The organism is Nitrosomonas oligotropha (assembly GCF_009833085.1).
GTDB lineage: Bacteria > Pseudomonadota > Gammaproteobacteria > Burkholderiales > Nitrosomonadaceae > Nitrosomonas > Nitrosomonas oligotropha.
Map to the genome: position 1 here is coordinate 61,987 of NZ_QRBZ01000025.1, position 14,984 is coordinate 76,970.

General features: G+C 47.2%; 14 protein-coding genes. 4 read left to right on the forward strand and 10 right to left on the reverse strand.

Going from position 1 to position 14,984, the window contains the following annotated elements:
• Positions 1-115: 115 nt before the first annotated feature.
• The 3 genes from ABD07_RS08430 to ABD07_RS08440 all read left to right on the forward strand — a co-directional run bounded on the left by ABD07_RS08430 (position 116) and on the right by ABD07_RS08440 (position 2,832).
• Entirely contained in the window at positions 116-2,041 is a 1,926-nt protein-coding gene (locus ABD07_RS08430; protein ID WP_160817915.1) for an ATP-binding cassette domain-containing protein, read from the forward strand.
• 107 nt (positions 2,042-2,148) lie between these two features.
• Entirely contained in the window at positions 2,149-2,475 is a 327-nt protein-coding gene (locus tag ABD07_RS08435; RefSeq protein WP_108699465.1) for a c-type cytochrome, read from the forward strand.
• Between the two features lie 27 nt (positions 2,476-2,502).
• Positions 2,503-2,832: a c-type cytochrome gene (locus ABD07_RS08440; protein WP_108699466.1), complete on the forward strand. Its 330-nt coding sequence runs from the start codon at positions 2,503-2,505 to the stop codon at positions 2,830-2,832.
• Positions 2,833-2,903: 71 nt separating this feature from the next.
• Here the strand turns inward: ABD07_RS08440 and ABD07_RS08445 are convergent, their stop codons facing one another.
• The 6 genes from ABD07_RS08445 to aat are packed head-to-tail and all read right to left on the reverse strand — an operon-like array spanning position 2,904 to position 7,133.
• On the reverse strand, positions 2,904-3,341 hold the full coding sequence (locus ABD07_RS08445) for a DUF1841 family protein (protein ID WP_160817916.1): 438 nt from the start codon (positions 3,339-3,341) through the stop codon (positions 2,904-2,906).
• Positions 3,342-3,352: 11 nt separating this feature from the next.
• Positions 3,353-3,991 (reverse strand): endonuclease III, encoded by a 639-nt coding sequence (gene nth, locus ABD07_RS08450; protein ID WP_160817917.1) that lies wholly within the window; start codon positions 3,989-3,991, stop codon positions 3,353-3,355.
• 1 nt (position 3,992) lies between these two features.
• A complete protein-coding gene (locus ABD07_RS08455; RefSeq protein ID WP_160817918.1) occupies positions 3,993-4,652 on the reverse strand; it encodes an electron transport complex subunit RsxB in 660 nt (219 codons plus the stop codon).
• 1 nt (position 4,653) lies between these two features.
• Positions 4,654-5,685: a quinone-dependent dihydroorotate dehydrogenase gene (locus ABD07_RS08460; RefSeq protein WP_160817919.1), complete on the reverse strand. Its 1,032-nt coding sequence runs from the start codon at positions 5,683-5,685 to the stop codon at positions 4,654-4,656.
• Positions 5,686-5,726: 41 nt separating this feature from the next.
• Positions 5,727-6,434, reverse strand: a complete 708-nt coding sequence (locus ABD07_RS08465; protein WP_160817920.1) for an arginyltransferase — start codon at positions 6,432-6,434, stop codon at positions 5,727-5,729.
• 12 nt (positions 6,435-6,446) lie between these two features.
• Positions 6,447-7,133 carry a leucyl/phenylalanyl-tRNA--protein transferase gene (gene aat / locus ABD07_RS08470; RefSeq protein ID WP_164502798.1) on the reverse strand — a complete coding sequence of 229 codons (687 nt, stop codon included), beginning with the start codon at positions 7,131-7,133 and terminating at the stop codon, positions 6,447-6,449.
• A gap of 310 nt (positions 7,134-7,443) precedes the next feature.
• Between aat and ABD07_RS08475 the strand changes: the two genes are divergently transcribed.
• A complete protein-coding gene (locus ABD07_RS08475) occupies positions 7,444-8,367 on the forward strand; it encodes a porin family protein (protein WP_160817921.1) in 924 nt (307 codons plus the stop codon).
• Positions 8,368-8,672: 305 nt separating this feature from the next.
• Here the strand turns inward: ABD07_RS08475 and ABD07_RS08480 are convergent, their stop codons facing one another.
• From ABD07_RS08480 to ABD07_RS08495, 4 genes are all read right to left on the reverse strand, one after another.
• Positions 8,673-11,426, reverse strand: coding sequence for a multicopper oxidase domain-containing protein (locus ABD07_RS08480; RefSeq protein ID WP_240142481.1), 2,754 nt, complete (start codon positions 11,424-11,426; stop codon positions 8,673-8,675).
• 35 nt (positions 11,427-11,461) lie between these two features.
• Positions 11,462-12,478, reverse strand: a complete 1,017-nt coding sequence (locus tag ABD07_RS08485) for a multicopper oxidase domain-containing protein (protein WP_108699473.1) — start codon at positions 12,476-12,478, stop codon at positions 11,462-11,464.
• A gap of 231 nt (positions 12,479-12,709) precedes the next feature.
• On the reverse strand, positions 12,710-13,435 hold the full coding sequence (locus ABD07_RS08490) for a response regulator transcription factor (RefSeq protein WP_160817922.1): 726 nt from the start codon (positions 13,433-13,435) through the stop codon (positions 12,710-12,712).
• Positions 13,436-13,698: 263 nt separating this feature from the next.
• The gene (locus ABD07_RS08495; RefSeq protein WP_160817923.1) at positions 13,699-14,379 is read right to left on the reverse strand and encodes a response regulator transcription factor; all 681 of its coding nucleotides are present in this window, start codon (positions 14,377-14,379) and stop codon (positions 13,699-13,701) included.
• Positions 14,380-14,984: the final 605 nt, after the last annotated feature.

Genomic DNA, 14,984 nt, shown 5'->3' on the forward strand with positions numbered 1-14,984 from the left:
TTTTTGCCAAGCGGGCTAAAGCATGACAGAATTGCCCCCCTTGGTTTATCGGGAAATGCAAAATCAATAACTTGATTAATCCCGCAATCGTTTTTATCCAAATTAAACTTCACTGATGCCGCTCATTACACTGGAAAATGCCTGCCTGGCTTTTGGCCACCATGCTCTGCTCGATCATGCCAACTTGCAACTCGACCCGGGCGAGCGTGCCGGTCTGATCGGCAGAAACGGGGGCGGTAAATCAAGTTTGCTGCGATCATTGGCAGGCGAGATTAAACTCGATGACGGCCGGCTCTGGCGCGCGCCCAATTTAAAGCTGGCGTATGTATCGCAAGAGCCGCTGTTGAATCCTGCCAATACGGTATATCAAGAAGTTTCCACGGGTTTGGGCAATATCAGCCAGATATTGCTGGAGTATCACGCAGTCTCGCATGCATTAGGCGAAGCACCGGAAAATACCGAAACGTTGCTGATCCGTCTGCAAGATTTGCAAGGCGCTTTGGAAGTCGACGGCGGATGGAACCTGCAAGCAAAAATAGAAACAGTGATCGATAAACTGAATTTGCCTGCGGATACCTTGATCGATCATCTCTCCGGGGGGTTAAAAAAGCGGGTGGCGCTGGCGCGTGCGCTGGTGATATCGCCGGATGTGCTGTTACTGGATGAACCCACCAATCATCTGGACTTTTCTTCCATTGAATGGCTGGAAGGATTACTGAGGGATTTTTCCGGTAGCGTTTTGTTTATCACGCATGATCGCCGTTTTCTCGATAACGTGGCGACCAGAATTATTGAGCTGGATCGCGGAAATTTACAGGCTTTTTCCGGTAATTTCTCCGATTATCAGCGCCAGAAAGCGGAAATGCTGGAAGTCGAGGCGATACATAACCGGAAATTCGACAAATTCCTGGCGCAGGAAGAAGTTTGGATACGCAAAGGAATCGAAGCGCGGCGCACCCGTAACGAAGGCAGAGTGCGAAGGCTGGAGGCATTGCGTCTGGAACGCGCGGCGCGCCGGGACAAGGTCGGAAAGGCCAATATCAATGTCGATGCGGGGGAGCGTTCGGGTAAGCTGGTTGCCGAGCTGGAGCAGGTTAGTAAAAGCTACGGTGATAAAGCGATTATCAAGGATTTCTCCTGCCGCATTATGCGCGGTGACCGGGTGGGATTGCTGGGTCCGAATGGTGCTGGAAAATCGACGCTGTTAAAATTGATTCTGGGCGAATTGCAACCGGATTCCGGTAGCATTCAGCAAGGTACCAAGCTGTCGGTTGCTTATTTCGATCAGATGCGCGAGCAGCTCAATGAAGAAATGGTTCTGACGGATACCATCAGCCCGGGTTCGGATTTTGTTGAGATTAACGGTAAGCGCAAGCATGTCATCAGTTATTTGGAGGATTTTTTGTTTCCGCCGGAACGCGCTCGTTCGCCCGTCAAGTCACTTTCAGGCGGCGAACGCAATCGTTTGCTGCTGGCGCGATTATTTACCCGTCCTGCCAATGTGTTGGTTCTGGACGAACCCACCAACGATCTGGATATCGAAACGCTGGAATTGCTGGAAGCGTTGTTGCAAGATTATTCCGGTACGTTGTTTTTGGTCAGTCATGACCGGGAATTTCTGGATAATGTCGTTACTCAAGTAATTGCATTTGAAGGAAATGGAAAATTATGTGAATATATTGGCGGTTATGAAGATTGGATACGTGCAAAACAGTTTGAAGATAATAACAATCAGCAAAAAATATTATCGAAGCAGCCGGAAACCTCACCAAACAGTGGTTCTACAGCGCCAAAGCCTGCTCGGACTAAAAAACTGAGTTATCAGGAAGCACGTGAGCTTGAAGCATTACCTGGTAAAATTGATACGTTGGAACGGGAGCAGGCCAATATTACTTTGCGCTTGCACGAACCAGCAATTTATCGTGATCACCCAGACGAAGTAAAAGTATTACAAACACGCTCAGCAGCGATTGAAAAAGAATTGACAGACTGCCTTGCAAAATGGGAAGAATTGGAGTCGAAATCTACTGCAAAAACGTAGCTCGGGCAACAAATTTCCCCATAAACAACATGGACATGCTTACACTTATTCATTGACCAAATCGGGCGCATCGTTTAAAGTTCAACTTTTGAGAGAAGGAGGCTTACATGAAACAAAAATCGATTATGAATTTATTACTTGCCTTGGGCATGTTCTTGGCATTTTCGGGAACAACTCAAGCAGCTGGAGACGCAGCGGCAGCAAAAGACAAGCTATCAATGTGTTCGGGTTGTCATGGAATCGTAGGTTATAAAACAGCTTTTCCTAGCGCTTATCATGTTCCAAAACTGGGCGGACAACATGCAGAATATATCATTAAAGCGTTAGAAGGTTACAAAAATGGTTCACGTAGCCATCCTACCATGACGGCCTTGGCTAAGACATTGTCTCAACAAGATATAGAAGATCTTGCTGCATACTATTCTAAAAATTAACTGAGTCATTCACGCAAGGAACGAATTATGAAGAATTATTTAATTGCTGCACTAAGCGGAGCAGCCTTGATATTATCAAGTCAAGTAATGGCTGCTGATATTGAAGCAGGTAAAAGTAAAGCAGCGGAAGTTTGTGCTTCCTGTCATGGTGTCGATGGCAATAGCCCGGCACCAAATTTCCCCAAAATTGGCGGACAATACAGAACTTACATAGCAAAAGCACTGAAAGATTATAAATCCGGCACCCGGAATGATCCGATTATGGCGGGTATGACTGCCAATTTGACCCCGGCAGATATTGAAAACCTGGCTTTCTACTATTCCAGCCAGGCAGGTGGTCTGAATTCAAACAAATAATATTTATTTGAACTGACAACGAATTCAGAAGCGGGATAAATACCAGTTGATGGTTTTATCCCGCTTTCATTTTAATTGACCGAACCTAGCTGCTTATCCAAGCAATCGAAGTAGATACCGGCATCTGGCGCGGATTGCATGCGCTGCGCTTGCCAAATCATTTCTGCCAAGCATTCCATCGTCTGATGCGCGGCAACGTGTTCGCTCCCGCATTGCTTCTGTAGACGGGCAAATCGCTCGCAAATTCCAACCGGTTGATTAATGGACAGCTGTTCTTTGATCGCGACGTGCATGCTCATGTGCAGGAATGGATTCGTGTCACCCATTTCGGGTAAGTAATCCTTATCCAAATAGCGCTCGGGGTCGCTGAGAATGTCATGATACTCCGGGTGCAGCAGTATGACCTCGAGCGCGATCGTTTCGATACCGGATAATATTTCCCGCTGGCGGTACTTACGCCATGTGTCGAAAAATAATTGCCGTGCCTGTTCTCTCGATGGTTTAAACATAAATAGTGTGATTAGAGTGCAAAATTTTTGTCCTTGAATTCACATAAATGATTGATCGTGCAAATTGCACAAGCCGGTTTTCTGGCTTTGCAGACATACCGGCCATGAAGGATCATCCAATGGTGTGCATCATGACGAAATTCTTTCGGTACTGCCTTGAGCAGCTTTAATTCGACTTCCAGCACATTTTTGCCCGGTGCTAGTCCGGTGCGATTGGCAACCCGGAAAATATGCGTATCGACTGCAATCGTGGGCTCGCCAAATGCGGTATTCAGAATGACATTGGCAGTTTTGCGTCCGACGCCGGGTAATGCTTCCAATTGTTCGCGCGTATGGGGTACTTCGCTGCGATGCTGTTGTATCAGCAATTGGCAGGTAGCCAGAATATTTTTCGCCTTGGTTTTATATAGCCCGATGCTTTTGATGAATTCCAGCAAACCCGCTTCACCCAAAGCAAGAATTTTCTCCGGTGTATTGGCTTGAGGAAATAATTTCCGTGTTGCCAGATTCACGCTCTTGTCGGTAGCTTGCGCCGATAAAATAACCGCGATCAGCAGTTCAAAAGGGGAACGATATTCCAGCTCGGTCGTAGGATGCGGATTGCTTGATTGCAAGCAAGTAAAGATTTCGTGCCGCTTGGCTGAATTCATGTCATTTCACCGGCGGCCGGTTATTATCAGCTTGGGCGCGGATGGCCATGGCACGTTTTAAAGCTGCTTGCACGATGGCGTGCTTACGCGCTTCCGCTGCAGTCAGGGTTATTTTCGGCTGTGCAATGGCTTTGGATTTGGGCGCTTTGGGACTGATTTGTTTTTCTCTTGCTAATCGCTGTAATCTGAATTGATACCGTGAGCGCGCGTTATCGGCGGATTGCTTCTGCTGTATATCGCCGGTCTTCCCGGCGACTGATACAAGGCTGATACAATCCATGGGGCAAGGTGCGATGCATAACTCGCAGCCGGTGCATTCCGAGGCGATGACCGTGTGCATTTGTTTACCAGCCCCAACGATGGCGTCGACAGGACAAACCCGGGTACAGAACGTGCAGCCGATGCACAATTGCTCGTCAATTCTGGCAACAACTTTACCGGGTCTGGGAAAGCCATGCGACGTGTTCAACGGTTTGGGTGAAACCCCCAATAACTGGGCCAATTTCCGGATAACTTCCTGATCCCCGGGAGGGCATTGATTAATATCCGTGCGGCCTTCGGCTATCGCTTCCGCGTAAGGCCTGCAGCCGGAGAAGCCGCATTTTCCGCATTGTGTTTGCGGCAATAGCGCGTCGATTTGTTCTATCAACAACTGATTCATGTTAATTCGATTCTTTTGCGTGATCAGTACAGATAGCCCGCGCAATTTCCTTAACCAAATCCGGGCCGCGATAAATCAAACCGGTATAGACCTGTACCAGGCTTGCGCCTGCCGCCAGCTTGTCTTGCGCATCATGCGCCGACAAGATGCCGCCGACGCCGATAACCGGTATGGCGCCGTGCAGCATGCTATGCAATTGCCGGATAACCGCGGTGGCGCGTTGCGTCAACGGGGCGCCGCTCAATCCGCCGCTTTCCTGTGCGGCCGGCAAGTGTTCGATGCCTGTCCGTGCAATCGTAGTATTGGTGGCGATCACACCGTCGATGCGATGTTTTATCAGCAGTGCGGCAATCGCTTGGATCTGTGTTTCGTCCAAATCGGGAGCGATTTTAACCGCCATCGGCACATATTTTCCATGTAGTTGCGCCAGCTTGGCTTGTTCCGACTTTAATTGATCGAGTAACCGGTCGAGTGCATCGGCGCTTTGCAACTGCCGCAAATTCTGCGTGTTGGGCGACGAGATATTGACCGTCACGTAGCTGGCATACGGGTAAACCTTCTGCAAACCGGTTCGATAATCGTCAACCGCATTTTCCAGCGGAGTATCGAAATTCTTACCGATATTGATGCCGAGTATGCCGCGATAAGCTGAATGTCTGACGTTTTCAACCAGTTGATCCACGCCATAATTATTGAAACCCAGCCGGTTGATGATTGCATTGGCTTCGGGAATGCGAAATATCCGCGGCGCCGGATTTCCCGGTTGCGGCCGTGGTGTGACCGTACCGATTTCGATAAAGCCGAATCCCAGCATGGCGAGCGCATCCAGATATTCGCCATTTTTGTCCAATCCTGCGGCAAGCCCGACCGGATTGGGAAAATTTAATCCCATGACAGTGCGAGCCGGGCAAGCGATGGCCGCAGGCGTTAATAAACCCAACTTTCTGGCCAGTTCGAGGCCATTGAACGTGACGCGATGCGCAGATTCGGGATCAAGCTTAAAAAGAAGCGGGCGAAGAAGTGTGTAGAACATGCCAGGATTTTAGTTTGAAGCGTTGCCGGTTTGAATCGATTTCACGAAAGAATGCTGTTATCCAGCAAAACCCACTGATTGTTAATCAAGATTTCAAGCGGTTGAAAATTGGCTTTATAACGCATTTTCCGGTTTTCTTTGATCCAATAGCCCAGGTAAAGATACTCCAAATGGTGCTCCCGGCACTGTTCAATCTGCCATAGGATGTTGTAAGTTCCAAAACTCGCCTGAGCGACCTCGGCATCGTAGAAAGTATAAACCGACGACAGTCCGTCCGGCAGCACATCGATAATACTGACCATGCGCAATTGTTCCTTGTCATGGAATTCGACCAATTTGGAATTCACATGACTCTGCAATAGAAAATTGTGATACTGCTCGCGGCAATCGTTATCCATGCCGCCGCCAAAATGGCGATGGGTCTGATAGCGTTGATAAAGCGCGTAATGCGCCGGTTTGTAATGCAACGGATGCACGGTCGCGGATAATTGCTGATGTTGTTTCCAGGCGCGGCGCTGCGCGCGCTTGGGCACGAAGTCGGCTACCTTGACCCGTACGGACAGACAAGCATGACAATGCTCGCAGCATGGCCGGTAAGTGTAATGACCGCTGCGGCGGAAACCGGCTTGTACTAATTTTCCATAAGCTTGCGCATCGATATGATGTTCCGGCGTAACGACCTCGGAGCAAGCGAGCTTGCCGGGCAAGTAACTGCATGAATAAGGATTGGTGGTATGAAATTTAAGCACGGGTATCTTTCATTATTCGATTGGAATACGATCAAAATTCCATGTGTTGCCGGGTTCGATTCCAGTTATTAAGTCATCCAATGTTTGACTGAATTCCGTTCGTGAAATTTCCCGCGCACCCAAAGACGCCAGATGGCCGGTTCTGACCTGGCAATCGATCAAGCCAAATTGCCAATATTGTAGCTGCTTTACCAGGTGCACGAAGGCGATTTTTGATGCATCCGGCTGGCGCGAGAACATCGATTCGCCAAAAAACACTTTTCCTAGCGCAACACCATAAAGCCCCCCGGCGAGCTCACCATTGATCCAGGTTTCCACTGAATGCGCCAGCCCCATTTGGTGAAGAGCGCTGTAAGCGGCCACCATTTGCGGGTGTATCCAAGTGCCTGCCTGATCTTTGCGCGGTGCGGCACAGGCTTGCATGACCTGGGTAAAACTACGGTCCGTGCAAATGTGGTAATGGTCTTTTCTCAGCGTCTTGCGTAATGACCGGGAAATTTTTAATTCGGCAGGAAACAGCACCATTCGCGGATCCGGACTCCACCAAAGGATTGGATCGTCTTCATTGAACCAAGGAAAAATGCCTTTGCAATAAGCCGCAAGCAAGCGTTGCGGCGATAAATCCCCTCCCACAGCCAATAACCCGTTGGGCTCGGTAAGCGCATTTTCCACGGGTGGAAACGGTGTAAAAGAGTTCATTTTGGCAATAATTTCCCTATCTATCTAATTCATCAATGATTTTATCAAATCGCCGCTTGAGAAAATATGTGACATATATCCCGAAGTGCCGCCCTGCACAACAATTAGTCAAATATCCCGTTGAATATGATAAATGTCCCAATTTTTGAGGATGTTTTAAATCAAGTACTTCTGCTGCAAGCAGCAAAGTATTAACAGCGTTCTTCGGTCAGGTTGATGCAGATCAATGTATCCGTAAATCTTTTTTTTTATGCTGTCGCGGTTGAAGTCAGTTGCTAATAAAAAAACTAACCCTCTAAAGGAGAATTATATGAAGTATTTTTCACTCAATAAAAAATTAACCGTCAATTTTCTTGCCGGTTCGGTTTTAGCCGCTACTGCGATGGCTGCGCCTCACGCCGTGGCGCATGAAGCAGCTGCTGAGCGTATTAAGCAATTAGAACAAAGCTTGCAGGCCATTCAAGTTGAGCTGCAAAGAATGAAATCTGAATCCGCTCAGGCTGCACAAAAGGTTAAAAGTATAGAGCAAGCCACTACTCAGACAGAACAGAAAATAAATAGTCTTGAAGAGAGGAAGGCGGCGCTCGTAGAAAGGGTAGACCCAATAACACAACGGATTGGTTCAGATATAACAGAAAAAACGCGTATGCTGCATTTTCGTGGTGGTTTTGCGCACATGATGAATCATCGCGATGGCGTATCCATACAAAGTCAAGTATCGCCAGTTGGAGCTCAGGATCAATCTGATAAACAAGGTTGGTATGTGGGGGCAGGTATTGATTGGGGGCTAACCAGAGATATGTGGGGGCTTTTGCCAAAAACGACTGTTTTTGCAGAACTGATGTTTGAGTATAAACAGTTCGGCGCGCATGTTCTGGGCAATGGTGCAGTAGGTAATGCCCCAAGTATGTTAGCAGGCGGCGCAGTAAATCCGATTAATGTAACGGTTAGCCAATTTACGGTATCCGCATCACCTAAAATCAAATTTTTCGAAGGGTCAAAAATTAGACCCTGGCTTATTCCTGCTGGTTTGGCGGTTCACGTCATGAGTCCACCATCTGAATCCATTACGGTTTTGGTGCCTGGCGTTCAATTTGGCGCGGGTGTTGATTACAACATCTGGAAGGATTTTTTTGTAGGTGTTGAGGGTCGCTATCAGTTGACAGCCGGCAGGACAGATGGCGTTAATTTGAGCGGTATGACCGCGGGTGGTTATGTTGGAATCGGCTTTTAAAGTATAGATTCATCTTTCTATTTATTGCTCCGTACGCAGCAGCCAGAAAAGTATCAGCGCGTAGCGAAGCCTTGACACCTCGTTATTCGTTTAGCGGGGTGTTTTTTTATGCGCCTTGCATACTGTGATCTATTGATGGAAATATGACCGGGAAGTTTGTTGCCAGTCAATTTTAATTTGATACGATTGGCAAAAATGCCAAGATCCATGACCCACCATATTGGGGTGCATTTCTATGGTGTCGAATGATAAAAGCGCAACTGCCAGCTAAAGCTGGCAGTTGCGCTTCATGGTTACGGATTAGATTAATGTCCTACAGGATTGCGTTGTGCAGCTGTTAAACCGCTTTTCCATACATCCGGCAGGTTTTGCACCCAGCCATTGTAGACATTCGGTACAGCCAGAACTCCCTGTCCGCCGAATCCCGGCAAGCTGCTCACAGTGTCATCCTTAGCGGTGCTTGGAGTATCCACCAAAGAAACATAGCCAGCGATATGCGCATCGCTGATATCACCGTTATTGTCCGGATCGATATCAACCACCGTCAGCCGGTTACCGAATTTGGTGGTAACGTAAGCGTAATAACCGCCACCTTCTTTCGCGCCAAAGTTGGCGCCATGGCATCCTGGATCGCAAGGCAGCATTTTGACGATTTTGTCAGTCTTCGTATCGACGATGACAATTTGTCCGCCAGTAGCGGCGATCACAACGGCTTTACCATCCGGAGAAACCGGCGATTGAATCGGCAGAACACCCACGGCGATTGCTCCATTACCATCGTTGTCGGCAAAGCTGCCATCGATAGGATTGTAATCCGCGATCAGATTGATGGTTTTCAACAACGCGCCGTTTGCGCCATCAACAACCGATAGCGAATGATGCAACAGGTTGGCTGCGTAGATTTTGCTGGAATCCGGCATCATACCGATGGCGATCGGATGAGCGCCCGGAGCATTATTTCCCGTTGGAGTACGGGCATGGATTCCGCCAGTAGCACCATAAATACCGATATCATTGGTGTTGATGTTCGGTGTCACAATCTTGGTGCCGTCAGCGCTTACCCAATGACCATGCGGATTAGCTGAAGTGTGGCCATGCGCCTGAGTCGGCAGCATTTTGCTGACACTGGTGGTGCCGGCAGGAATTATCGCAACACCGTTTTCGCCGTTGATCGCGATGGTAAGATCATCGTTGGAAGGCAGCGTCACCACGTGCGATGGCGTGTTACCAACGGTGATGTTTTTGATCAAGGCGCCCGTTTCACGGTTAATCATCGATAACTTGGTATCGAACCATTGGGTTTGATAAATCACCGATTGATCGCGATTGGTCCACATGTTATGCGGATTGTTGTTGTTGATTTCCGGCAATGCAACCTTCCGTTTAACCGTCCAGTTGGTGGTATCTACTACTGTCGTGGTGCCGGGTTTGTATTTTCCGGCAGTTTTTTCAAATTGCGTGTTAACCCACACTTCTCCAACGCCGGGTTTTTCCGGTGCTGCGCCAACGGCTAAAGGTGCATCGACCACATTCAGCGCGGATAACGCTAAGGCTAAACCGCCGTCTTGAATGTTTCCGAACGGTGCACCGGAAATTCTAACCGGTAAAGTTGGAAATTTTAAGTTCCAGATACCGGTTGAATAATCCTGCCAATTGCTGGGTGAGGTAGCCACGAAGAACGTTCTTAATAAACGAACGGCCAAATCGCTGCTGGTAGGCAATCCAGTGATACCGGTCACCAAATCGATCTTATAATCCATGGCCGGGTTACCTAAATCGAGTCCTTCGGTTTCCGGATCATCGACAATCACCGCACCGAACATGTACGGATGTACTTTACAAGTAAATACATACAGTCCCGGTGTCGTCAGTTTGACGATACCACCGCCACGGTAGGCTGCACTTTGATCGAATGGCATATGATGCGCGCCGGTAGGCCATAACAGCGAGCTGATGGTATGTACGCCATTGGTGTCGGACATGACGAAGTTTACGCTGCTGCCGGGATACATGACTTCCAGCGATTTGGATTTAATGTCGAAAGGCAATCCGACGATGGCGTCTCCACGCGGGCTTCTAAACCAGCTGGCCGGTTCGTCGCTGACTTCCAGTGTGACGACACCCGGTTCGGACGGACGCGCGCCTAACAGGATATTGCCATAAGGCGATGCACCGACAACACTGGCGCCATCCCCGCTACCAGCCGCATCGACTCTGAAGCTGCCATGCATACCGGCTTCCATGTGCGCGATCAAGTGGCAATGGAATTGCCAATCGCCCGGGCCTACGCCGCTGCCGGCTTTAATGGTGAAGCTGTGAGTATCGGTGCCGTCGTTCAGCAATTTGGTGTCAATGACCGTTGCGGTATCGGTCTTGAGCCAGCGGTGCGCATGCAAGTGGAACGTGTGGCCAGGGCCTATCGCCAACACATGGAAACGTACCAGATCGTTTTCAACCGCGCCTAAATTAGGTGCCGCCCAAAGCGGTTTTTGCACGCCATCGGCGGATATTTCGGTGCCCCAGAATGTCGAGCCGACCATGAACAACACAAATTGTTTGTCGATATCGGCCTGTGTGACCGGAACGATGCTGCCATCGCCGTTGACGAAACTATCGATCGGGCCGTTTTTCTTGTCGACGATGATGGCGCCGAAAAGCCCCAGCAGCTCTTTACCATTGTTATCGCCGTGATAAACATAGGTGCCGGTTTTGTTGGCGTGCAATGTGTAGTTTTGTGTCTGACCCGGTGTGGCCTTTGCGCTATTGCTATTGACCAAGCCTGGAACATTGAAACCGACATCGACCGCGGTGCTATTGGTCAGCGTGACTTGAATGGTATCGCCTTGTTTGACAAACAAAGCCGGGCCGGGAATGACGGCTTCCGCATCGCTGCCGCCCGTGGCATAGCCTAATTGACCGTTCGGCAAAGTTTTGGCTGTGAAATTAAAGCTATGAACTGCGGCCATTGCCATCGATGATGACAAAAATCCGACGGCAAACAGCATAACAACTGCCATTGCCGCAATGTGTTTATTGAATTTTATAATCTGTTCTTTCATGACGTGATCCTTAATATTGGGATGCATATTGCTTATTAATCAACAATGAAGCGGCCTTTCATGCCCAGTAATTTGTTTGAAAAATTGTTATCCACGTATTGCGTACTGTTTTTAGATCGGATAACGAATACATGTTTTTCCAGGGGGCCGATTGCAACTTGATTGATAAGATTATGTGTACCCGGATCAAACCATTTGTAGTTATTCAGGGTGAAGTTGTGAAGATCCGTGCCTAAAGCGATGAGATGAAACCGCACATCGGTGTTTTTAGGCGCGTTGAGCGTTGGATTGACGCCATGCTTGGTTTGCTTTTTGGTTGTGCTATCGATTTCAACACCCCAGAACGCATCGTCTCCGAGATAGAGAACATATTCTTTTGAAAACTTATAACTATTCTGCGGTCTGGGTGTTGCTGCCGGATTGACGATGATGGCGCCAAACAAGCCTTTGTGTTCCGATCCGTTATGGTTTTCGTAATTGTGATCGTGATATGGCCATGTTCCGGCGGTTCCAGGCGCAACATCCCATTCGTATTCATACGATGCGAAGGTATCTTCAGGACCTTCCCCGGCGCCCTCGTCCAGTTTTCTATTGATGACTCTGAGTGTGCCATCGCTCAGGATTTTGTAATGCACGCCATGAACATGCACACTTACTTGCTTGCTTGCGCCTGCTACGGGATAGGCAGGGTCAATCGCGTTTAAAAGAGTTAACTTAACCTTGTCGCCTTCGGTTAGCTCGATAATCGGTCCTGGGATGGTTGGGGCATTACTGTATCTGTCCGTAACATCCAGGCCATCGATCTTATGGCTGAGCATTTGGTATGCCAGCAATTTATTGCCGAAACCATCGTCTGAGATATCTTTGGCAGTCATTTCGATCACATGTTCGGCGGCATAACTCTTATCCGCGCCGATAAAGGATATCGACATTGCCAGGACAAAACCGGCGGCGGCTCGTGCGCAAAACGAGCGGTATGGAATCTTTGTTGTTTCGATGGCGCTCTGTGAAAGCGGCATGTCACAACTCGATTGATTAATTTGAAACGACATTTAAGGTTCCCTCCTTAGGTGAAAAAATTCGTAATTAGCGAACCGTAAGGGGAAAATACATCGCGGTTAGTGCGTGCGGGTACTTTCTTTGCATGAGATCTACGATTCGCGTGAAGCCTACGATTTGAGAAATGGATAGCAGAGGTGGAAATTCGCTATCTATTTAATCAAAGAGGGATTTTAACAAACATAACTTCTGCAAAATAGAAGTCATTTGTCCTTAAAATGATGCTATCTTTCGTGATCTTGTGGGAAGAATGTCCCAAGTAGGTAGGATTCTTTGAAGTAGTTATACAAAGGTGCTTTCAGGCACAGCTCAATCTGTTTTTTTACACCAATTTTTCTATAAATAACAGAAAGTTGGTTTCTGACTGTTTTTTCTGTGACCAGTAATTGCGCGCTGATTTCTTTCGCCGATAAGCCTTTACATGCCAGATAGGCAATGTGGCGTTCACTATCGCTTAATCTGGGTTGCTGCGATGAGCGTTTATCGGTTTGTATTTCTACCGGCGGATGGGAATCAAATTGCGCTTGCCAGAGCAGTTTGGTGACGTTCCGATCAAACCAGATTTGACCTGCATGAATGGCATGGATCGCTTTCAACAGCAAATCGGAAGAGTGATGCTTGCTGATAATGCCCATCGCTCCGGAGCGAAAGGTTTTTAGATGCGTCTGTTCGCTATTCTGGTGAGAAAAAGCCAGCACCTTGCTTTGCGGACAGGCAAGCAGCAATTTGGCGATATGTTCGGCATAGTTGCCACCGCTCAACTGTAAATCCATGAGAACGATATCCGGCTTGTGTTGCGCCGCCAGCTTGAATAAATCTTCGATTGAGCTGGCCTCTGCAACGAGGCGGATGGAATGGTGGTTTTCAAACAATGAACGCAAGCCAATACGCACGAGCTCAAAACTTTCAGCTACCAAAAGACGTATTTTTGTATGAGACTCCTCGACCATGCTTTTTAGTATTTTAAATTTGTATAAAGCCCCTGATGCGGAAGGGCTGATTTATTTGCAGGAGTCGTACACAAAATACACGAGATCTCGCATTCATTCGAGATATATTATGTAATATATAGATTATAAAGAAAAATTAATCTATCTGACTAATTTGGCGATGAATTTTATCAAATTTACATGTTGATAAATAGATGGCATTTGTCCCTATGAAAATGCCATTATTAGGAATTTATCAGAAAAAATGTCCCTATTGTGTAGGATTACTTGAAGTGGTCAAACTGAGAAGCTATTAGACATAATTCAATTTGTTTTTTGACACCGGTTTTTCGATAGATTGCTGATAATTGGTTACGAACAGTTTTTTCCGTAATATCCAGCCGCACACTGATTTCTTTGGCGGATAACCCTTGGCTCGCCAGAAAGGCAATGCGGCGTTCGCAATTGCTGAATTTAGGATGAGCCCAAAAGTTGTCATTGCAGCGCATTTCTGCCTGTGGATCGGGATCGGATTGCTGTGGTTGCTCCAACTCCGTGGTGTCGCGGTTAAACCAGGTTCCTCCCGCATGAATTGCATGGATGGCATTCAAGAGCGCTTGCGAGGAGTGGTTTTTGCTGATAATGCCCGATGCGCCGGAATGGAATGCTAGTAAATTGATCGGCTCACTGATGCAATCGGAGAATGCCAGCACCTTGGTCTGGGGGTGCAAGCGCGTTAATTTGCAAATGTGCTCGGCATCATCACATTCACTTAACTGCCAATCAATGAGCGCCACATCGGGACGATGCTCCGCGACCAGTGCAAAAAGATTTGTGATATCGCCGGTCTCGGCGACCAGGTGCATGGAAGTGTGATCCTTGAATAAAGCGCGTAAGCCAATGCGAATAAGATCAAAATTTTCTGCAACAAGCACGCGAACTTTATGATGTAATTTATCCGTCATACTGATTCTTATACTATTTTGTGATAAGTATTGGGCGGGATTAAGAAGATTTTGCGGCCAGTCTGAGCCCATTGCCGGTTAAGGCTTAAATTGATGATTGCTCATTCTATGAGCGAGTGACAGTATCCCAAGCGGTAAAAAGAAACGGATAGCGCGTGTTATTTGCGATTATGGCCAATATAGATTGCCGGATAAATTTTTAAAAAGAGATTTTAAGGAAGTGAAAATAAAAAATTTTTAATAGAATTTTTGTCAGATATTTTGAAATATTTTTATTGGTGATATCTTTTTTATTTTGCTTTTAAAGCATTGAATAATAGTAATTTTATTGTTATTTCTGATGTCGGATTATTGGATAATAAAAAAAAATTAAAATATAAGCAAAATCCTTATTGCAATAAGGACATTTTATCGACAAAATATGCATACCCCTAAAAATAGGGGGATATATGTATATATATGAAAAATTAATTAAATTTAGTGGTCTTAGAATTTAAAATAAGGAGTAATATGTAAGAATTTCTAGCGTTGTTTACAGTATTCAGGAGAATACTGTAGATGAACATACACAAACGTACCCGATTGACCTTGTTGGATCGCCAGGA